We start from the raw sequence: 19,399 nt of genomic DNA, 5'->3' as shown, positions 1-19,399 counted from the left end.
TACGCGTGTGCGCGGATCGAATCAAGAAGCTCCCCTGGCGAAATGGGGGACGACATCCTGCTACCTGCACGTCCTTCTCGCTCGCCCTCGCCCGACAGCGCCTCGCGCCCGCTGCGCGCCGGCCGGCGCGCGTCGCGCCTCGTCGGCGCGCTCGCGCGGTGCACGTTTGTCTCAATGTGGCGGAATGCCTCACTCCGAGCTCCTGGCGCGCGGGGACTTCGGCCGTCCTGGCCGCGCCGCGCGACGGTTGGTCGCGGTACGCCACCTGCATAGTCCAGCAGCCTGATGCGGACGGCCTGGCTCCGGAGCGCAAAGATCCTCTGCGCGCTCGCGCTCCTCGCGTGCAGCGGCGACAAGAGCCGCGCACGGGAGAGCTCCAGCGCGCCGGAGGGCGGCGTCGCGCCGCAGGCCGGGGCGCCGGTGGAGGCGGCGCGCGAGAGCGCCGAGGCGAAGCCGGCATTGCCATTTCGCGTGGCCACCTACAACGGCGGGCTCGCGATGGGCGTGCTGAAGTACGTTGACGAGCGGGCAGAGCCGCTCATCAACGCGCTCGCCGAGCAGCCCGTGGACCTGCTCTGCGTGCAGGAGTTCTGGCTGGAGGAGCACTGGCAGAGGCTCGTCGCCGCCACGTCCAGCAGCTTGCCCAACACGTTCCGGCTGCCGCCTGGTCACGAGGACGGCGGGTGCACGAGTCAGGAGACCGATCCGCTCGTGGCGTGCGCCGCGCAGAGCTGCGCGGGCTTGACCCAGCACGCATTGCTCCCATGTCTCCTCCAGAGCTGCGCATCGAAGCTCACCAGCCTGTCGCCCGATTGCTTCAACTGCCTCTCTGCGAACCCGCGGAAGGGGCCTGACGAGCTTGCCCGAGCGTGCCTTCGCACGCAAAAGAAGAGCGCCGCCGGCGCGCGTCCCCCCGCGCGCGCCGGCGGCGCGGCGGCCGTGGAGGTCTACTCCGGGGCCTCCGGCACGGCCGTCCTGACGAACGCCGAGATCCTCGAGCGGGATTCGCTGGTCCTCCCGTCCGCCATCGACCGCCGCGCGGTGCTCTACACCAGGCTCTCGCCGCCTTCCGTCGGCGAGCTCCACGTCTTCTGCACCCACCTCACGGCGAACATGGAGGGCGTCCCGCACCCCCGCAACACGTCGTGGCAGAAGGACCAGTCGGCGCAGATCGACGCGCTCCTCGCCTACGTGGACCAGAAGACGGGCGGCCGCGGCGCGACCCTCCTCCTCGGCGATCTGAACACCGGCCCCGCGATCGCGCCCTCGATCTCGGCGCGCCTGCCCGCCCACTACAACCGGCTGCTCGCGCGCGGCTTCGTGAACCCGTACGCGTCCCAGGAGGACGCGAAGTGCACGTATTGCTTCGACAACCCCCTCGACGGGGGCAAGGGCACCCGCGGGCTCCTCATCGATCACGTGCTCCTGCGCGGCTTCGAGGGCGACGCGTCCGGCGCCCAGATCATGCGGTCCAACCTCACGTTCGAGGCGGGCAAGAAGAAGGTGAAGAGCGGCTTCTCCGACCATTACGGGCTGCTCGTCACCCTGTTGAGGCGCGACTCATGACGCCCCCGGCGCACCGCGCTGGGCCTCTTCTTCACACTTCACCAGGCCTCTCCGGAGGCGACCGACGTTGACCGAAGTGACCGACGCGACGAACAGACACGACGGCCACGACAGACACGACAGACACGACAGACACGACGGACACGGCTGACGCGACTGACACGATCGATCACCGAGCGCCGGGATGCAGCCTTGGCGTCCACCCGCGGAGAGAGTATGACGGAGCGAGCTTACGACAAGAACACCGCCTGGACCCACGCCGTTATCTCTCCGATGGCTCCCTTCGCGACCGACCACGGGGCGGACGTGTGCGTGGTGGGCGCCGGGATCGCCGGGCTGACGACAGCGTATCTGCTCGCGAAGGCCGGCAAGAGCGTCATCGTCCTCGACAACGGGTCCGTCGGCGGGGGCGAGTCGGGGTTCACCACCGCGCACATCACCCACGCGCTCGACAGGCGCTGGGCCTCGCTCACGAAGCTCCACAGCGCGGGCAACCTCCGCCACGCGGCGAGGAGCCACACGCTGGCGATCGAGACGATCGAGCGGATCGTCAAAGAAGAGGAGATCGACTGTGATTTTCGGCGCGTCCACGGCTACCTCTTCACCGCCCCGGGGTCGCACCCGAGCACCTTGCGGGACGAGATCGAGGCCGCGCACCGCGCCGGGCTCGGCTCGGTCCATTACGTCGACCGGGCGCCGCTCCTGGATTTCGACACCGGGCCTGCGGTCCGCTTCCCCGATCAGGCGCAGTTCCATATCCGCCGGTACCTCGCGGGCCTCTCGCGGGCGATCGAGCGCGACGGGGGCAGGCTCTACACGCTGGCGCACGTGACCGACGTCGACGAGGACTCGGTGCCTCACAAGGTCGTGGTCAAGACGGCCCGGGGGCACCAGGTGATCGCCAGCCAGGCCGTGCTCGCCACGAACTCCCCCTTCATCCCCCGCATCAGCGTGCACACGAAGCAGGCCGGCTACAGGACCTACGTCATCGGCCTGCGCATCCCGCGGGGCGCCGTGCCGCCGGGCCTCTACTGGGACACGGCCGATCCGTTCCATTACGTGCGCGTGGCCAACGTCGACGGCGCGGACGGCCCCGACGAGGTGCTCATCGTGGGCGGCGAGGACCACAAGACGGGCCAGGCCAGCGACGCGGACCAGCGCCACGCGCGGCTCGAGGCGTGGGCGAGGGAGCGCTTCACCCAGGCCGGCGAGGTGCTGCACCGCTGGTCCGGCGAGGTGATGGAGACGGTCGACGGGCTCGGGTACATCGGCCGCGTCAAGAGGGACTCGCGGATCCTGATCTCCACGGGCGACTGCGGCAACGGGATGACCCACGGGACGATCGCCGGTCTCTTGATCTCGGAGCTCGTGCAGGGTCGCGAGAGCTGGATGGCGTCGCTCTTCGATCCCACCCGCGTCAACCTGAGCGTGGGCGCCGTCTCCGAGTACGTGAAGGAGAACGTCAATGTGGCGTGCCAGTACGCCTCATGGCTCGGCAAGGGCGACGTCGACGACGCGGCGCAGATCGCGCCGGGCTCCGGCGCTGTCGTGCGCAGGGGCCTGAAGAAGCTGGCCGTCTACCGCGATCCGCAGGGGCAGCTGCACGCGATGTCGGCCATGTGCCCTCACCTCGGGGGCATCGTGTCCTGGAACCCCGCGGAGCGCAGCTGGGACTGCCGCTGTCACGGGGCCCGCTACGACGCCATGGGCCGCGTCCTCCGCGGGCCGGCGACGAGCGATCTCGCGCCGGCCGCGCCGGTGGAGGCGCCCGCGGGCGCCGGAGAGCACGCGCCGCAGCCGGGTGCGCCGGAGGTCGTCGCCGTCCCTGTGTCGGCCGTCGCCGTGCCCCAGAGTCGCCCGGCCACGTGATCGGCGCGAATCGCGAGCGCCCCATGCGATGAGCGCGGCGAGCGCGGCGAGCGCGGTGATCCACGAGGGCGCGGAGAGCGCGGCGGACGCAGTGAGCGCGGTGATCCACGACATGCGGTGAACGCGACCAGCGCTGCGGGCGCGATGGGACCATCCGCGCGATGCGCGGGCGATGGCGTGGTTGACCCCTGCGCAAGCGGCGTGCGATCATGACCAGGTAGTCCGGGAAGGTCCCGGCAGCCTGGTGATGACATGAGTTTGCTGCGCCCCCGTGCCTCCCGCGCCGCAGGCATAGCGCTGGCCATCGTCTCGATGGCCGGAGCTCTCCCGGCGCGGGCCGAGCCCTCGGCGGCCGATCGTCAGACCGCGCGGACGCTCCTCATCGAGGGGCGCAAGAAGCGCGACGCGGGGGACGTCGCGGGCGCCCGAGAGGATTTCCAGGCCGCCCACGCGCTCGTGCGCGCCCCCACGACGGGGCTCGACCTCGCGCGCGCCGACGAGGCGCTCGGCCGCCTCATCGAGGCCCGGGAGACGGCGTACGAGGTCGTCCATCTGCCCCTCGGGAAGGACGAGCCCCCGGCGTTCACGCAGGCGCGGGCGGCGGCCACAGCGATGGTCGAGCAGCTCGAAGCGCGCATTCCGTCCCTGCTGCTGCGCGTCGAGGGCGCCGCGCTGGACCAGATCGAGGCGCGGGTGGACGGTCAGCCGATCCCGCGCGCGGCGCTCCCCTACCCGCGCAAGCTCAACCCGGGTCGCCACGAGGTGGCGGTGAAGGCGCCCGGCTTCCAGACGGAGCGGCGCGAGATCGCGCTGAAGGAGGCGGAGCGCGCGCCGGTCGAGGTCCGCATCACCCTCGTCCCGGGGGTCTCGACGGAGCCCGAGGCGGACGCCGACGGCGGGCCGCCCCCGCCTGGGGACGCGCCGCCGGAGCCGCGCGCGCCGGTGCCGCTGTGGGTGTGGGCGGCGGGCGGGGTGGGGCTCGCGGCGCTCGCGGGCAGCGCGGCGTTCGCGATCGACCACGCGGCCGCGCGCGATCAGGTCGAGAAGGACTGCCCCGGGTCCGTTTGCGACCGGCGCACCCACGATTTCGAGAGCATGGAGGCGCTCCGGGCGCGGTGGAACCGGAGCCTCGGCCTGTCGGTGACCCTCGGCGCGGCGGGGCTCGCCGGCGTCGGCGTGGCGGTGGGCGGCATCCTGCTGCGGCCCAGGGCGGGCACCGAGCGGGCAGCGCTGGTTCCGCTCGTGACGCCCACGGCGCAGGGCGTCCTGTGGCAGGGAGCATTCTGATGAGAGCGCAAAATTCCTGTGCTGTCACACCTGGCGCGGCGCCCGACAGGACGACGCTCGGGGGCCAGGTGTTCGGCGGCGCGGCGCTTGGCCTGGCCCTCCGCGGCGCGGCCGTCGGCCTGGCGGCGCTCGGCGGCGCGGCGCTCGGCTGCGCGCCGGATCTCAGCCTGTCGGACCCGGCGGGCTCCGGCGCCGGCGGCGAGGGGGGCCGCGCGCCGCAGTCGGGCGGCGAGGTGCAGTGGGCGCGCGCGCTCGAGGGCGACGGGGAGCAGGCGGGGGCGAGCGTGGCCGTGGCCGACGATCGCACCGCGGCGCTCCTCGGCAGGCTCACGGAGGCGGAGAGCGTGGCCCTCGACGGCAAGAGCGTGTCCCCGATCGGCGCGGAGAACGTGTTCTGGGCGCGGCTCGCTGCCAACGACGGGGCGGGGCTCGATCTGAAGCGCTTCGGCGCGTTCGATCCGCAGATCGTGAACGCGCTCGCGACGGACGGGAACGAGGGCCTTCTTGTCGCGGGGGAGTTCTCCGGGACGCTGGAGTTCGGCGGCGAGCCGCGGACCAGCGCCGGCGGGCGGGACGGCTACATCGCCCGCCTCGACGCCGAGGGGCGCGAGCTGTGGCTGCAGCCGCTCGGCGGCCTCGGCTTCCAGGCCGCGACGAGCGTGGCCGCGAGCGCGACCGGGCGCATCGTCGTGGCGGGCCGCTTCTCGGGCGCGCTCGTGATCGGCAAGAACCGGCTCGAGAGCGCCGGGGGCAGCGACGTGTTCGTGGCGAGCTTCGACGCCGACGGGACGCCGCTCTGGAGCAAGCGCTTCGGCGACGGCTTCGATCAGCAGCCCCGCGCGGTGGCGATGGACGAGCGCGGCAACGCGGTCGTCGTCGGCGATTTCGCCGGGACGATCGACCTCGGCGGCGAGCCGCTGCGGAGCGCCGGGGGTCTCGACGTGTTCGTGGCGAGCCTCGACGCGCTCGGCGAGCACCGCTGGAGCAAGCGCTTCGGCGACGCGGGGCTGCAGCGGGCCAGGGCGGTGGCGGTCGACGGGGCCGACAACGTCATCGTGGGCGGGGAGTTCGCCGGGACGATCGATCTCGGCGGGGGTCCCCGGACGGCCGGAGAGCGAGAGGCGGTGTTCGTGGCGAAGCTCGATCCGAAGGGCGAGCACCGCTACAGCCGGGTCATCGGCGAGCACGGCGCGTCGCTGGGCCAGCTGCTCGTCGACGGGACGGGCGACGTGCTCGTGGTCGGCGGGTTCCGCGGGGAGGCCGCGCTCGCGGGCGAGCCGGTGACGAGCGCGGGGGAAGACGACGTGTTCGTGGCCAAGCTCGATCCGGAGGGCGGCTATCGGTGGAGCCACCGCTTCGGCGGAGCGGGCCCGGACCGGGCGACCGGCGTGGCCGTCGATCGGGACAGGCAGGCGTTCGTGACCGGGGCGTTCACCGGAGACGTGCAGTTCGGTGAGAAGCAGCTCGAGGGCGGCGAGGGCACGGACGTTTTCGTGACGAAGCTGTCGCCATGAAGGTGGAGGCGCGATGAAGCGTACGGGAACAAGGGGCGTGCGGTCGCGCGGGCGACGGTGGACGGTGGGGCTCGCGGCGGGCCTGATCGGGCTGGTCTTGCCGGCCGCGGCGTGGGCGCAGGAGCTGGACACAGATCAGGACGGAATCGCCAATCCGAACGACAACTGCCCGGACGTCGCCAACCCGGACCAGGTGGATCTCGACGGCGACGCGACCGGGGACGCCTGCGATGTCGACTTCGACGGAGACGGCATCGACAACGACGCCGACAACTGCGAGAGCCTGAGCAACCCCGATCAGGCGGACTCCGATGGAGATGGCGTCGGGGATCTCTGTGACGACAACACCGACGTCACCGACACCGACAGCGACGGTATCTTCGACGACACCGACAACTGCCCCGAGGTGGCGAACCCGCTCCAGCAGGACACGGACGACGACAAGCTCGGCGACGTCTGCGACAACTGCCCCACCACGCGCAATCCGAACCAGGAGGACAGCGACGCCGACGGCACCGGCGACTTCTGCGAGCCGGACATCGACGCCGACGGCGACGGGCTCACCAACGCAGAGGACAACTGCCCGGCGGACGTGAACCCGGACCAGGCGAACGCGGACGGGGACGACCTCGGGGACGCGTGCGATCCGGACAGCGACGACGACGGGCTGGTCGACGGGGAAGACAACTGCCCCGTCGTTTCCAACCTCTTTCAGGAAGACACGGACCGCGACGGCGTCGGCGACGCCTGCGAGGACGACGACGACAACGACGGCATCCCGGACGAGAGCGACGACTGCCCGCACGTGCCCGATCAGGATCAGGCCGACAGCGACGGCGACGGCCGTGGCGACGCGTGCGACCTCGAGGCCGAGATCGATCGCGACGGCGACGGCATCGCGAACGAGAGCGACAACTGCCCTGACGTGCCGAACCCCGATCAGACGGACTCCAACGAGAACGGCGCCGGCAATGCGTGCGACGACACCGACGGCGACGGCCTGACCGACGCGGCGGACAACTGCGACGAGGAGCCCAACCCCGATCAGGCCGACAGCGACGGCGACGGGCAGGGCGACGCGTGCGACGACGACGGCGACGGCGACGGGGTGGTGGACGAGGAAGACAACTGCGACGCGGTCGCCAACCCCGATCAGGCCGACGGCGACGACGACGATCAGGGCGACGCGTGCGACGCCGATGACGAGGACGACGACGATGACGGCGTCCCGGACGACGACGACAACTGCCCGCGCGTGACCAACGCGGATCAGGGCGACGGCGACGCCGACGGGCTCGGGGACGCCTGCGACGGGAGCGGCGCGGGCGGCGCTGAGACCACGACCGAGCCGGAGGTCTCGTCCGGGCTGGTCTGCGCGATGCAGCGAGGCGAAGGCAGCGGCGCGCGCGTCGGCCTCGTGGCGCTCCTCGCGGGCGCGCTGGGCCTGGGGTCTCGCCGCCGGCGCCGGCGCGCGGGGTGATCGTCGCGGCGAGCGCCCGTCGGCGCCCGTTCAAGGCGCGCGGCACGGGCGCTGGTCGCGTTGAAGAGTGACGCGCGACGACGTCGGGTGGGGCGGACGACGCCAGGACAGGCGTGAAGCGCCTGGGCGTCGCGTGATTCGACCCCTCTGTCTCTCCAGATCGGCCTTCATCACGTCTGTCTCCAGGCTCGCTGGAGGTCGCCGCGGGCACAAGGTGGGTTGTTGCCCCACGAGCGCACGCCGCGCCCGGGCGGGCTCTGCCAGGTCTCGTGGTCCCTGCATTTTCATGAGCCGTGACCTTGCGCTGGTGTAACTGCTCTCCGTGAACGCGCCGGGGGACACCGCTCTGCAGCCGCGCTGCGGGCGGGAGCGCTGGCGCCACCTTTGGAGACACCATGCGCCTCGCTCTGCCGCTCTCTCTCTCGTTGCTGACCACTCTGTTCGGACTCACCCTGGGCGCCGGCTGCAGCGACAGCGCCGTGGATGGCGCCGCCCCATCGGGCGGCGCGGGCGCCGGCGACAGCGGCACGGGCGCCGGCGACAGCGGCGGCGGCAGCGCCAGCGGCGGCGCCAGCGCCAGCGGCGGCGCCAGCGCCAGCGGCGGCGGCGGAGCCGGCGCTGGCACCGGCAGCGCGGGCGGCGGGGGGATCCCGACCCCGACGACCATCGTCATGTGTCAGGGCAAGACGTACCAGTGCGGGGATCTCGTCGACAACGACGACGACGGGCTCCTCGACTCGCAGGATCCGGACTGCCTCGGCGCGTGCGACAACACCGAGGACAGCTACTACGGTGGGATACCCGGCCAGGCAGGGCCGGCGTGCACCGTGGATTGCTACTTCGACCAGGACTCCGGGGCTGGCAACGACGATTGCCACTGGAACCACCAGTGTGACCCGAACGAGGTCGCGCCCGGGTATCACCCCGAGTCCATCAACGGGACGATGTGCGCCTACGACCCTCGCGCATCGACGCCGGGCGCCCAGGGCCAGAGCTGCAGCGAGCTGAACGGCGAGCAGTCCGATCTCTGCCACAGCGTCTGCGGTCCGCTCACGCCGAACGGCTGCGACTGCTTCGGCTGCTGCGAGCTGCCCGCGGGCAGCGGCCTCTATGTCTGGCTCGGCTCGGACGCGGACGGCACCGGCGAGGGCTCCTGCTCGCGCGACGGCATCTCCGACCCGAGCCGCTGCGAGCCCTGCACCCCCGTCGACGCCTGCCTCAACACCTGCGGCCGCTGTGAGCTGTGCCTCGGCAAGGACACGCTCCCCGCCGACTGCTTCGATACAGGGACCGGCAGCGGCGGCGGCGGGGCCGGCGATGGCAGCGGCGGCAGCGGCACCGGCGGCGGCGCGGCCGGGACAGGCGGCAGCGGGAGCGGCGGCGACTCCGGAGGCCAGTGCGCGCCGGGCGTCCAGCCGTGCGGGCTCGCCGGTCAGGAGCCCTGTGCCGCCGATCACTACTGTATCACCGGTTGCTGCCAGCCCATTGTGAACTAGCACCGCGCTGGCCCTGGTTCTCCCTGGATTCGAAGGCAGGGCGTGAACCACGAAGAACGTAGAAGACACAGAGGTTTCGTTTCAACGCTCCTCTGTGTCCGCTGCGGTCCGTGGTGTATTGCCTCCGCTCGAGCCGGGGATGAGCTCCGGGGAACGAAGCGCGGGCCGCCCGCGAGCCGAGAGGCTGTGCGTGCGGCGACGAGACAGGGTTTGAAAGGAGACGAGTCCATGGTGATGCGCTCGATGGCTGTTGGGGTGCTCTGCGCCCTGGTGGGGGTGGGGTGTGGCGGCGATGACGAGGAGCAGACGAAGAGCTGCTCGGTGGCCGAGCAGACCGGGTGCGCCGCGACGCAGGTGTGTGAGGAGGTGGAAGGCGCCGAGCCCGCTTGCTTCGAGCCGGTGACGCTGAAGGGTCGCGTCTACAACTCGCTCGACGACAAGGCGATCGCGGGCGCCCGGGTGCTCGCCCGCGACGCGAACGACGCGGTGATCTCCCGGGTGGCGGTGACGAAGGCGGACGGGGCCTACGAGCTCGCCGTGCCTGCCCGCCGCGACGCGGACGGCGTCCCGGTCAAGGCCGATGTCACGCTGCGCGCCGACGCGCTCGCGTACGAGACCTTCCCGAGGGCGCCGCGGGTGGCGCTGCCCATCGATCTCTCGACCGCGACGGGCAAGCCGCTCTCGATCGCCTCGGCGGCGACCGAGATCGCGCTGCTGCCGCTCTCGGACAGCGAGGGGCTCGGCTCCGTCTCTGGCGTGGTGCACGCCGACCAGCCGGGCGGGACGCTGCTCGTCGCGGGCGGCGCCACGGGCGCGGCCGATCTCGACGGCAGCTACACGATCTTCAACGTGGCTGCGGGCGAGGTCACGGTGAAAGGCTACGCCGCCGGCCTCGCGCTCGACACGGCGAGCGCGACCGTCGGCGCGGGCAAGGAGACGACGGGCGTGGACCTCCACGCGACCGGGGACGCCACGGCGGTCGTGAGCGGAAAGGTTGAGATCGTGAATGCGTCAGGCGGGAGCGCGACGTCGGTCATCCTCGTCGTGGCCGACACCTTCAACGAGGCGACCGCGCGCGGCGAGACCCCGCGGGGGCTCCGTCAGGGCAACGTCAGCGGCGAGTTCTCGATCGCCGGGGTGCCTGACGGCGAGTACGTGATCCTGGCCGCGTTCGAGAACGACGCGCTCGTGCGGGATCCGGACACGTCGATCGGCGGGACCGAGATCGTGCGCATCACGGTCTCCGGCGCCGACCAGCCCGTGGACGAGTCTTTCAAGGTGACGGGCGCGCTCGCCGTCGTCTCGCCCGGCGCGAGCATGATGGACGAGGTGAGCGGGACACCGACGTTCGTCTTCGAGGACGACTCCAGCGAGGATCTCTACGAGGTGACGCTCTTCGACGCGCTCGGGGCGAAGATCTGGGAGAACCTCGAGGTGCCCAGGGTGTCGGGAAGCGAGGACGTCAAGGTCGAGTACGACGGTCCCGCGCTGGTCTCGGGGATGATCTACCAGTTCCGGGCCACCTCGAAGAAGGGCGGCACGCCCATCTCGCAGACCGAGGACCTGAAGGGGGTTTTCCTCTACGAGTGATCTCCGGAGGGCGCGCGCGGCGCGCGCGGCGCGCCGAGGCCGGCGTCAGCGGCGACGGCGGCGGGCGCGTCGCGCGCGGTCGAGCGCCGCGAGGAGCATGCCTATCGCCGCGAGCGCGCGGGCCGCGCCCGATACGCGGCCGGTCCCGCGGCCCGCCGCGGCGTGCGTGCAGCTGAAGCTGAAGCAGCAGCACGGCTCCGGCGGCGATCCTTCCCCGGCGTGGCCCCCTTCCCCTCCACCGCTCGCCGCGTCTCGGCCGCCGCCGGCACCTCCGCCGCCCGCTCCGCTGGCCTGGGTGCCGCACTGGCCGCTGGCGACGTCGCCCCCGGCTCCGGTCGCGCCGGCGCCGCCGCTGCCCGCGCCACCGCCGCTGCCCGCGCCACCGCCGCTGCCCGCGCCACCGCCGCTGCCCGCGCCACCGCCGCTGCCCGCGCCACCGCCGCTGCCGCCCGCAGCTTCTGTCGTGCCGCCGCTGCCGCCGCTGCCGCCGCTGCCCGCGTCTCGGCCGCCTCCGTCGCCCAGGTCGCGGCCCCCGCCGGCGCCGCCGTCACCTGCACCGCCGGTACCCGGGTCTCCCGCCGACCCGCTTCCGCCTCCGATGCCCGTGCTGCCACCGGCCCCTTCCGCGGGAGTCGCGTTCGGCGTGTTACGGCAGCCGAAGAGAGGTCGGCACTCGTCCGTGGTCGTCGGATCCCCGTCATCGCAGTCGAGGGGAATGCCGCTCACACAATTTCCCTCGAAGCAGCGCTCGATGCCATTGCAGACGTCGAGGTCGGCGCAGCGGGCGCCGTCCGGCAAGAGCACGTTGTCCGCGCATCTCCCGGCGCCGTCGCAGTACTCCCCTGGATCGCAGAGCGAGCCCGGACGGCAGAGCACCGTCGTCGGCTCAGCGGCGCACAGGTCGGAGCAGCAGTCGCGGTTGAACAGGTTGCCGTCGTCGCACTCCTCGCCTCGCCCGATCACGCCGTCTCCGCAGATCGCGGGCCGCACCATGAACACCGTCGGATCGGCCGGGCCGCCGAGCACCGGCTCGTCCGTGGACACGCTCGACTCGTTGATGCCGTCCGAGTCGGCGTCGAAGGAGACCGTTCCCTGGTTCGACAGGACCAGCCCCTCGGTGAACGGCGCGATCCTCGCGTCGATCGTGATGAGCACCCATTCCCCGGGCTCGATCACCCCGTCCCAGCCGATGGTGTTGGTCGTGGGATCGGACGAGACAACACCTTTCTCCACGACCGCGCCGTTCAGCGCGAGCTCCGGCGGGAGCACGTCCACGAACTCGAACCCCGGGTTGTCGGGCTGCTCGCGCCCGCCCAGGTTGTTGATGACCACCGAATAAACCGCGTTGTCGCCGGCCTCGCGCTCGCTGAGGACCGTCATGAACCCGAGCAGGCGGACCGGAATCGAGACGGAGGTGCGCTCGGTGCTCTCGTTGTTCTCCGGGTCCGGATCGTGCTCGGCCGCGGTGACCTTGGCCTTGCTCTCGATGACCTCGGCAACCTCGGACGGGGCGAGCGCGGGCGCAACCAAGGTGACCGCGATCGACGAGCTCGCCCCGGCGGCGAGCGACGCGCGTCGGCACACGAGCCCCTCGGCACCCAGCCCCTCGGCACCCAGGTTGCACGTCCAGCCGGTCCCGGAGGCGCTGACGAGGCTCGCCCCGGCCGGCAGGACGGACGTCACCACGACGTCGCTCGCGTCGCCAGGCCCCTCGTTGGCGACGCTGATCGTCGTGGTGAACTGCGCGCCGGGCGCCACCGGATCCGGCGCGTCCGCCTGGGTGATGGCCAGATCCGCCCCGCAGGCCCCGGACACGACCGGCACCGCTGCGAGCACGACGTTGTCGATCGCGACGCCGCACGGCCCGGAACGCCCGGCGTCCGTGCAGATCTGGCTGTCGTCCTGCGTGTAGTCGAAGCGGAGCTGGACGGTCCGGCCGCGCAGCCCCTCGCCCGGAAATCGGATCGACACGCGCTTGCTGCCGCCGGAGCTGCCGGACCAGACCGACTGGTCCGCGAGGTACTCCGGATCGTCCAGGGCCGGGAGGTGCTTTGGAAAATGGTGGAGCGCGCCGGTCACGATCCGCTCGGCGAACGCCTCCGCCAGGACCGCACGCGGCGCGGCGCCGGCCGTGAGGTCCTCGACGCGCAAGGTCAGGCCATCGAACGCCTGGACGAGCTTCTGCGGGTCGTCCTCCAGCGCGTAGGTGAGATCGAAATCTAGCGTGACATGGGATTTTTCGGAGCTGTCTGGAATTGTCACGTCGGGCGACACCAGCGCGACGTGCGCCGTGGTTGGCTGCTCGTCGTGGAACGCGGCGTTGTTGCCCGGCGTCAGCGTCTGCGAGACGACCCAGGTTGAGGCGGAGGCCGATCCGCCGGTGCGCACCGACTGCCAGCCGGCGGGCAGCGCGGGGGCGCTCGCGGCGTCGAAATCCTCGCGCAAGAGGACGTCGGCAGTGCCCGGGGCGCCCGTCTCGAGCTGGACGGGCAGCTGGATGACGCCCTGGTCGGAGCTCACCGTGAGCGTCAGGTCGATCGGCGCTCCCGGGTTGAAGTCCTGCGCCGTGCTGAGGAGGAACGGCGCGTCGCTCGCGGCGATACGGAGAGGATCGAGCTCCGGGTAGGTCGCGCTCGGCCTCACGATGGTCACCGAGGGCGTCTCCGTGGCGAGCGTGGCCGTGATCCCCGACACCGTCGTCCTGCCGGAGACCGGGTTGGCGAGGTAGTTCTCGAGGTACACGCCGACCTCGACGAGCTCCCCTGGATCGATGTGCTCGTTCGCGAGGTCGCCGCACGCCGGATCCGCGATCCGGGCGCCCGCGGCGCGCAGCGGGGGGACGCGCACGAACTCGTCGAGGGCGTCGAGCTGGACGTTCGGCGCGATCATGGAGGTCGACGCCGGCTGCCCCTCGTCGAACCTGGGTGCGGGACCCGTCACGCTGAAGACGCTGTAGAGCTCGCCGGCGAGCGCCATGCCGCCGATGCGCTCGCCGAGGTTCTGCCGGGAGACGTCGTTGCCGTGGCCCGCGTGGAAGGGACGATCCGTGATGGGCACGGGCGGGCTCCAGGTGGCGCCCTGGTCGCTCGACGAGGTGTGCACGACCTCGGTCATGTCGCCCGAGCTCGCGACATCCTGGTCGTAGTAGACGACGTGCGCGGTGCCGGTCGATCGGTCGACGGCGACGACGGGGAAAAACTGGGCTCGATCGCGCCCCGGGTCGCTGTTGAGCAGGACGGCGCGGCCGGAGACGCATCGCTCCGTGAAGGAGCGGAGGGCGACATCCCCCGTCCCTCGGTCGCCGCTCCGCTGGTAGACGACGTAGACCTGCCGCGTGGTGTGGTCGATGTCGATGGACGGAGAGAGCCTGGCGTGGTCCACGCCGGGGACCTGATCTTCCGGTGGGTAGCCGGTATCGTCGAGGAGGACGAGCGGTTCCCAGGTGACGCCTCCGTCGGTCGACCGGCGGCAGCCGATGTTGCGCCCGCGGCTCCCCGGCTCGATGGATCGGAAGACGGCGTAGACGACCGAATCCCGGTCGGTCGTCCCGGGGAGGATGCGCGCGCTCGGCCCGTCGAGGTCGCCGCCGGCCGGCGCCTGCGCGATCACCTCCGCCGCCGACCAGGTCTGCCCGAGGTCGTCGGAGTGGCTGTAGAGGATCCTCGGAGATGCCCCGCCGCGCTGAACCCAGGTGACGGCGAGCCGGCCGGTCGCCGTGTTGACGTCGACGGAGGCCTGCTCGGCGCGCTCCCCCGCAACGAACGCCGGGGCCACCTCCACCGGCGCGGACCAGGAGGTCCCGGCCGCGCTGCCGGGGTTCGAGCCGTGCATGCAGAGGCCCTGCACGCCGTCGGCGGGGCGGACATAAGTGGAGCAGCTCACGAACAGGTCGCGCCGCGGGTCGTGGACGACGCGGGGCGCGCCGAGCACCTGGCCGCCGGCGGCCGAGGGCAGCGCTGGCTCGCCGCCGGGGCCGTGCACCTCGGCGAAAGTCCTGCCTCCGTCGGCGGAGCGCGCGACGCCGGACAGGCTGCTCGGGTTCGCGAGCGCGCCACGCGGATCGGTGTACGTGACGACGAGGATGCTCGCGTCTGCGTTCGCTGCGATCGCGGCGTCGTTCTGGGCCCCGAGCGCCTCAGGAGAGTGCACGGCCCGGTCGGCGCCCGCGGTCGCCGCGAGCCGAGCTGCGCCGAGCACCTCGGGTTCGTCGCTGCCACATCCGGCGCCGGCCGTGAGCAGCTCCCCGCTGAGCAACAAAGCAATCCTGCATCGCGCGCGCATAAGCACCTCCGAACAGAGATAGATGCCGCGAGCTCGCAGGACGTGCCGATTGCCCCCACATGCACTGGCCGGTCCAGCAGCGAGGCGCGATGTGCTGCGGTCGTTTCGAGCGACTCCGACGCACGCCGCACGGTCGGCGCGGGCGGTGCGCCCGGCGTGGAGGATCGCCTCGACAGGCTTTCCCGTTCCTCCCGGGCGGCGGACCGGGCGCCCTGCGTATCGCGCGCGGACGGCCGCGCGGGCCGACGGCGCCAGGGTCGCCTGAGCGGGCGCTGGTCCAGCTCAGGTGCTGCGCCGGGGTCCGAGGTCGTCGTGGCTTGCCTGCGGGGCGAGAGGCGCCGGAGGATGGCCCGAGAGGACGAGCTCGGCGAGGCGGCGCGCGGCGGCGAAGGCCGCCTCCTCGTCTGGGGTGGCGAGGTCTTCAAAAGCCTCACCCAGGTTGGCGCCAGCGGCGGCGGCGAAAGCCTCACCCAGGTTGGCGGTACTGGCGGCGGGTCCTCCCACGGCGGGCCCTCCCGGGTTGGCGGCACTGGCGGTGGGCCCTCCCAGGTTGGCGGCACTGGCGGCGTCCTCGCCCAGGTTGGCGCGCCCGCTCAGGGTGAGCATCGCGATTCCGTGGAGGCCCGCGAAGAGAACATGGGTGTCCTCCGCCGGTCGTGCGCTGCCGTAACGGCGCAACAGTTCCACGAACGCGCCCCAGAGAGGGCGCGCGAGCCGCAGGCGCCCCTGCTCGCGCAGGCGAGCCCGGTCGAAGCGGCGCTCGGCCATGAGCCAGTACAGATCCGGATGGCGCAGCGCGAACTCGACGTAGCCCACCGCGAGCGACCGCAAGTCAGCACCGGCGCGCGCCCGCGCCTCCAGAAGCTCCGCGAGCCGCCGCCACCCGGCGCCGTCGACGCGGATGAGGAATCCGTCGAGCGAGCCGAAGTGGTGGTACAGCACCATCGTCGTCTGGCCCAGGAACGCGGCGATCTTGCGCGCGGTCAGGTCGTCGCGCGTCAGCCGGCCCTCGCAGAGCGCCTGAAACACGCGCGCGACCGGCTCATCGGCGTCCGTCACACCCATGCCCACAATCCTCTCACGTTCACGGCTCCCCTGTTGACATCCCGTGCATAACACTGTTATCCTGGTCCGGTATGGGATTGCTTCGCCACGATCCGGCTCGGTTCGGAGCCCACCGCGCCGGGCGCGTCCGGTTGCTGCGCCTCGCGCTCGCCGCGGGCGCGGTCGCGGGAGCGTGCACGTCGCGGCCACCTGCAAAGGACGACGCGCCCTCGGGCCCCTACGAGGTGGTGGACGGCTGGCCACGTATCCCTGAGGGGATGGTGTTTGGCCCAGCGCTCGACGTCGCGGTCGACGCGCGTGGGCGCGTGCTGGTCAGCCACGCGGCCGGGCGTACGTCAGGAAACGACGCGCCGATCACCGAACCGACCATCCTGGTCTTCGATCCGGAAACCGGGGAGCTGCTCGACGCGTGGGGAGAGGGGCTGTTCATGTATCCCCACGGGATCGAGGTCGATCGAATCGACTTCGTGTGGGTCACGGACTCCGAGCAGAACCGGGTGTTCAAGCTGACGGCGGAGGGGAACGTGGTCATGACCCTCGGCGAGGAGCCATGATGCGCGGGGGCGCGTGGCTCCTCGTGCCGCTCGTGGGGATCGGGTGCGCGACGAGCCCGGAGCAGCTCGACCGACCCACGAACGTGGCCTTCGGCCTGGACGGAGACGTCTACGTGGCGGACGGCTACAACCACGCGCGCATCGCGCGCTTCTCCGAGAGCGGCGAGTTCCTGATGGAGTGGGGCGAGAAGGGCTTCGGGCGAGGGCAATTCGACACGCCCCACGGCATCGTCACGGACGACGAGGGACGGGTTTACGTGGCGGACCGGGAGAACGCGCGCGTCCAGGTCTTCGACGCGGACGGCCGCTACCTTGCGCAGTGGAAGAGCGCCGCGCTGGGGCGGCCATGGGCCATCACGTTCGGGCCCGACCGGCATGTGTACGTGGTCGATGGGGGGGACCAGGATCCGGAGCGGCCGCGAGGGCATGTGCTGCGGCTCAACCTCGATGGGGAGATCGTGGACCGCTGGAGCACGTCCGGTGACGGCCCCGGGGAGCTCGACTGGGGGCACGGGATCGCGGTGGGGCAGGACGGAAGCGTGTACGTGACCAGCCTGAGGGGCCGCGGCGTACAGAAGTTCCGGAGGACGAAGTGAGCGGAAGAGCGCGCGCACTCGCGTTCGCCGCGGTCGCCACCGGTGGAGCGCTCGCGCCGACGCCAACCTGGGCGCAGGGGACAGGCGACATGCCGATGCGACCTGCGGACCGAGGTTATGTTGCTGTATACGGCATCTTTTCAGCCTCGCCGCAGCACCGGGAGCTGGCGACGATCCATGTCGCTCCCCAGGTCGCGGCGGGCATTCGCCTGACCCGCTGGCTGAGCGCAACCACGGACGTGACCTCGGCCTGGACCACGTTTCAGGTTGAGGGCGAGGCGCGGCGCTCGTCATTTCGCTTCGGGAATCCGTTCGTGAGCGTACAGGCGGCGCTGCTCGAGGAGCGAAAGCGCTCGATCTACGCCGGGTTAGGGGTTGCGCCGCCGGTGACGACGTTTCCCGGCACGATCCCGGAGAACACGGACGTCGAGTACAATTATGCGGTCGCAACGGCCGCGCGCGGTTTCGCGGATTGCTGGATGTGGGCGCCGAACGCGATCCCGATCGCGCTGTTGCTCCGCAGCAGGACGGAGCTGTGGAAGCCTGTGGTCGCTGGCGCCGAGCTGGACCCCGCCGTGCTCGTTTCCGTGAACTCCAATCCGTCGCGGCTGGCGGTCGCGGCCGCCGCATACGCCGGCGTCAGGATGGGGCCACTGACGCCCGGGCTGCGGCTGCAGTTGTTCACGCAATCGGCGCCGCTCGCCGGGCGAGATTTCTCGCAATGGGCGGCGAGCTTGTATGCGAACGCAGACTTCGAATCGGCGTTCGTTCGCTCCCAGGTTGCCATCAATCTGGATGCGCCGTTCGGCCTCGCGGGACAACGCGGTGCGACCGTCTGGGGGGCATCGCTGGGGGGCGGAGTCCGCCTGTAAAGGAGCACCAGCAACCTGACCCAGGTTGGCAACGGCAGCAACCTGACCCAGGTTGGCAACGGCTACCCCGGGCAGCGGCAGCAGCGGCACGTCGCGGGACCGACACACCTCGCGGGACCGACAACTAACGTTAGACAGCCGCGGCGCGACGACATGCCTGATCTGCGGGGCACAACAAGCCTTGGTCGGCGAAGGTGGCGGAGAGGGTGGCGGCCGTCACCGACGCGGACGTCGAGATCCACGAAAATCAGCTCTCTTTGGTCTGGCACAGCGCTTGAAATCTCCCGTCTGACCATGAGCCAGCCCCGCGCAATCATCCCCGGCGCTACCTATCTCCTCACACGCCGCGTCCTGCGAAGGCATTTCCTCTTGCGTCCCGATTCAGCCATCACACGGCTCGTCATTTACACTTTGGCTGTATCAGCTCGCCGCCATGGTATTCTCGTGCACGCGCTCTGCGTGATGTCCACACACCTTCATCTGGTCGTTACCGATACCCAAGGCCAGCTTCCGCGCTTTCTTCAGCAGTTCCATCGCCTTGTCGCGCTCGGAACCAAGGTTCTGCGCGCGTGGGAGGGTCCGATGTGGGCCCCTGGGGCAGCGAGCGTGGTGCACCTGGCGACACGAGATGCTCTGGTGGAAAAGATAGCTTATACCCTCGCGAATCCAGTAACCGCTGGCCTCGTACAGCATGCGCACGAATGGCCGGGAGCGAAGACGCGCGCAGACGAGCTCGGCAGCGGCACACTGCACGCGAAACGCCCTGAGGCATATTTCGACCCGAAGAACCGCCAGTGGCCCGAAGAGGCCGCACTTCCGATCACGCTTCCGCCGTCTATTCAAGCTATCGACGCCGACGGTTTTCGCCGAGAGATAACACACAAGCTCGAGCAGTACGAGCAGCAAGCTCATGCGACCGCACAACGGAATAGATTGGACTTCCTCGGCGCAGCTCGCGCGTGCGAGGTTTCACCCTACGAACGCGCGACGAGCATCGAGCCGCTTCGCGAGCTCAATCCGACGTTTGCGGTGGGTCGAGGGCATACGGAGGAACGAAAGGCTGCTATTGCTGCCAGGCATGCATTTCAGACCGCCTATCGGCAATCACTGCAGCACTGGCGAGGCGGCGTACGCAGCGCAGTCTTTCCAGCAGGGACATGGTGGATGCATGTATTTCACGGAGCTGTCGTCAACGACGGGGAGCTCGTAGCAGCATAGACGCGTCGCGA

13 protein-coding genes are annotated in these 19,399 nt (G+C 71.3%); 11 read left to right on the top strand and 2 right to left on the bottom strand.

Annotated features, from left to right (window positions below; translation table 11 throughout):
- Positions 1-285 precede the first annotated feature (285 nt).
- The 7 genes from WME89_RS15825 (at position 286) to WME89_RS15795 (ending at position 10,802) form a co-directional block, all read left to right on the top strand.
- Positions 286-1,566: an endonuclease/exonuclease/phosphatase family protein gene (locus WME89_RS15825; protein WP_438009977.1), complete on the top strand. Its 1,281-nt coding sequence runs from the start codon at positions 286-288 to the stop codon at positions 1,564-1,566.
- A gap of 216 nt (positions 1,567-1,782) precedes the next feature.
- On the top strand, positions 1,783-3,435 hold the full coding sequence (locus tag WME89_RS15820) for an FAD-dependent oxidoreductase (protein WP_438009976.1): 1,653 nt from the start codon (positions 1,783-1,785) through the stop codon (positions 3,433-3,435).
- A 312-nt stretch (positions 3,436-3,747) separates the two neighbouring features.
- Positions 3,748-4,722, top strand: a complete 975-nt coding sequence (locus tag WME89_RS15815) for a hypothetical protein (RefSeq protein WP_438009975.1) — start codon at positions 3,748-3,750, stop codon at positions 4,720-4,722.
- Positions 4,722-6,236 (top strand): hypothetical protein, encoded by a 1,515-nt coding sequence (locus WME89_RS15810; RefSeq protein ID WP_438009974.1) that lies wholly within the window; start codon positions 4,722-4,724, stop codon positions 6,234-6,236. The genes WME89_RS15815 and WME89_RS15810 overlap by 1 nt, the downstream gene beginning before the upstream one ends.
- Positions 6,237-6,249: 13 nt before the next feature.
- A complete protein-coding gene (locus tag WME89_RS15805) occupies positions 6,250-7,716 on the top strand; it encodes a thrombospondin type 3 repeat-containing protein (RefSeq protein WP_438009973.1) in 1,467 nt (488 codons plus the stop codon).
- A 395-nt stretch (positions 7,717-8,111) separates the two neighbouring features.
- A complete protein-coding gene (locus WME89_RS15800; RefSeq protein WP_438009972.1) occupies positions 8,112-9,212 on the top strand; it encodes a hypothetical protein in 1,101 nt (366 codons plus the stop codon).
- 228 nt (positions 9,213-9,440) lie between these two features.
- Positions 9,441-10,802 carry a hypothetical protein gene (locus WME89_RS15795; protein WP_438009971.1) on the top strand — a complete coding sequence of 454 codons (1,362 nt, stop codon included), beginning with the start codon at positions 9,441-9,443 and terminating at the stop codon, positions 10,800-10,802.
- A gap of 45 nt (positions 10,803-10,847) precedes the next feature.
- Here the strand turns inward: WME89_RS15795 and WME89_RS15790 are convergent, their stop codons facing one another.
- Together WME89_RS15790 and WME89_RS15785 are read right to left on the bottom strand one after the other, a co-directional pair.
- The gene (locus WME89_RS15790) at positions 10,848-15,056 is read right to left on the bottom strand and encodes a hypothetical protein (RefSeq protein WP_438009970.1); all 4,209 of its coding nucleotides are present in this window, start codon (positions 15,054-15,056) and stop codon (positions 10,848-10,850) included.
- A gap of 309 nt (positions 15,057-15,365) precedes the next feature.
- Positions 15,366-16,148: a TetR/AcrR family transcriptional regulator gene (locus tag WME89_RS15785; RefSeq protein WP_438009969.1), complete on the bottom strand. Its 783-nt coding sequence runs from the start codon at positions 16,146-16,148 to the stop codon at positions 15,366-15,368.
- Between the two features lie 71 nt (positions 16,149-16,219).
- On the opposite strand from WME89_RS15785, the gene WME89_RS15780 reads away from it, so the two are divergent.
- The 4 genes from WME89_RS15780 (at position 16,220) to WME89_RS15765 (ending at position 19,388) form a co-directional block, all read left to right on the top strand.
- Positions 16,220-16,702 carry a hypothetical protein gene (locus WME89_RS15780; protein ID WP_438009968.1) on the top strand — a complete coding sequence of 161 codons (483 nt, stop codon included), beginning with the start codon at positions 16,220-16,222 and terminating at the stop codon, positions 16,700-16,702.
- Positions 16,699-17,298, top strand: coding sequence for a hypothetical protein (locus WME89_RS15775; protein ID WP_438009967.1), 600 nt, complete (start codon positions 16,699-16,701; stop codon positions 17,296-17,298). The genes WME89_RS15780 and WME89_RS15775 overlap by 4 nt, the downstream gene beginning before the upstream one ends.
- Positions 17,299-17,387: 89 nt before the next feature.
- Entirely contained in the window at positions 17,388-18,170 is a 783-nt protein-coding gene (locus WME89_RS15770; RefSeq protein WP_438009966.1) for a hypothetical protein, read from the top strand.
- 294 nt (positions 18,171-18,464) lie between these two features.
- Positions 18,465-19,388: a transposase gene (locus tag WME89_RS15765; RefSeq protein WP_438009965.1), complete on the top strand. Its 924-nt coding sequence runs from the start codon at positions 18,465-18,467 to the stop codon at positions 19,386-19,388.
- Positions 19,389-19,399: the final 11 nt, after the last annotated feature.

This window comes from Sorangium sp. So ce321 (genome assembly GCF_051530195.1).
Classification (GTDB): domain Bacteria; phylum Myxococcota_A; class Polyangia; order Polyangiales; family Polyangiaceae; genus Sorangium.
The sequence above is the reverse complement of the archived record's forward strand: the minus strand, read 5'-3'. Positions and strand labels throughout refer to the sequence as shown.

What these genes read in the sequence shown, in the direction of transcription:
- WME89_RS15815 (WP_438009975.1), top strand. Translation starts at nt 3,748, where the DNA reads ATGGCCGGAGCTCTCCCGGCGCGGGCCGAGCCCTCGGCGGCCGATCGT.
- WME89_RS15820 (WP_438009976.1), top strand. Translation starts at nt 1,783, where the DNA reads ATGACGGAGCGAGCTTACGACAAGAACACCGCCTGGACCCACGCCGTT.
- WME89_RS15785 (WP_438009969.1), bottom strand. Translation starts at nt 16,148, where the DNA reads ATGGGTGTGACGGACGCCGATGAGCCGGTCGCGCGCGTGTTTCAGGCG.
- WME89_RS15765 (WP_438009965.1), top strand. Translation starts at nt 18,465, where the DNA reads ATGAGCCAGCCCCGCGCAATCATCCCCGGCGCTACCTATCTCCTCACA.
- WME89_RS15770 (WP_438009966.1), top strand. Translation starts at nt 17,388, where the DNA reads ATGCCGATGCGACCTGCGGACCGAGGTTATGTTGCTGTATACGGCATC.
- WME89_RS15795 (WP_438009971.1), top strand. Translation starts at nt 9,441, where the DNA reads ATGGTGATGCGCTCGATGGCTGTTGGGGTGCTCTGCGCCCTGGTGGGG.
- WME89_RS15775 (WP_438009967.1), top strand. Translation starts at nt 16,699, where the DNA reads ATGATGCGCGGGGGCGCGTGGCTCCTCGTGCCGCTCGTGGGGATCGGG.
- WME89_RS15800 (WP_438009972.1), top strand. Translation starts at nt 8,112, where the DNA reads ATGCGCCTCGCTCTGCCGCTCTCTCTCTCGTTGCTGACCACTCTGTTC.
- WME89_RS15810 (WP_438009974.1), top strand. Translation starts at nt 4,722, where the DNA reads ATGAGAGCGCAAAATTCCTGTGCTGTCACACCTGGCGCGGCGCCCGAC.
- WME89_RS15825 (WP_438009977.1), top strand. Translation starts at nt 286, where the DNA reads ATGCGGACGGCCTGGCTCCGGAGCGCAAAGATCCTCTGCGCGCTCGCG.
- WME89_RS15780 (WP_438009968.1), top strand. Translation starts at nt 16,220, where the DNA reads ATGGGATTGCTTCGCCACGATCCGGCTCGGTTCGGAGCCCACCGCGCC.
- WME89_RS15805 (WP_438009973.1), top strand. Translation starts at nt 6,250, where the DNA reads ATGAAGCGTACGGGAACAAGGGGCGTGCGGTCGCGCGGGCGACGGTGG.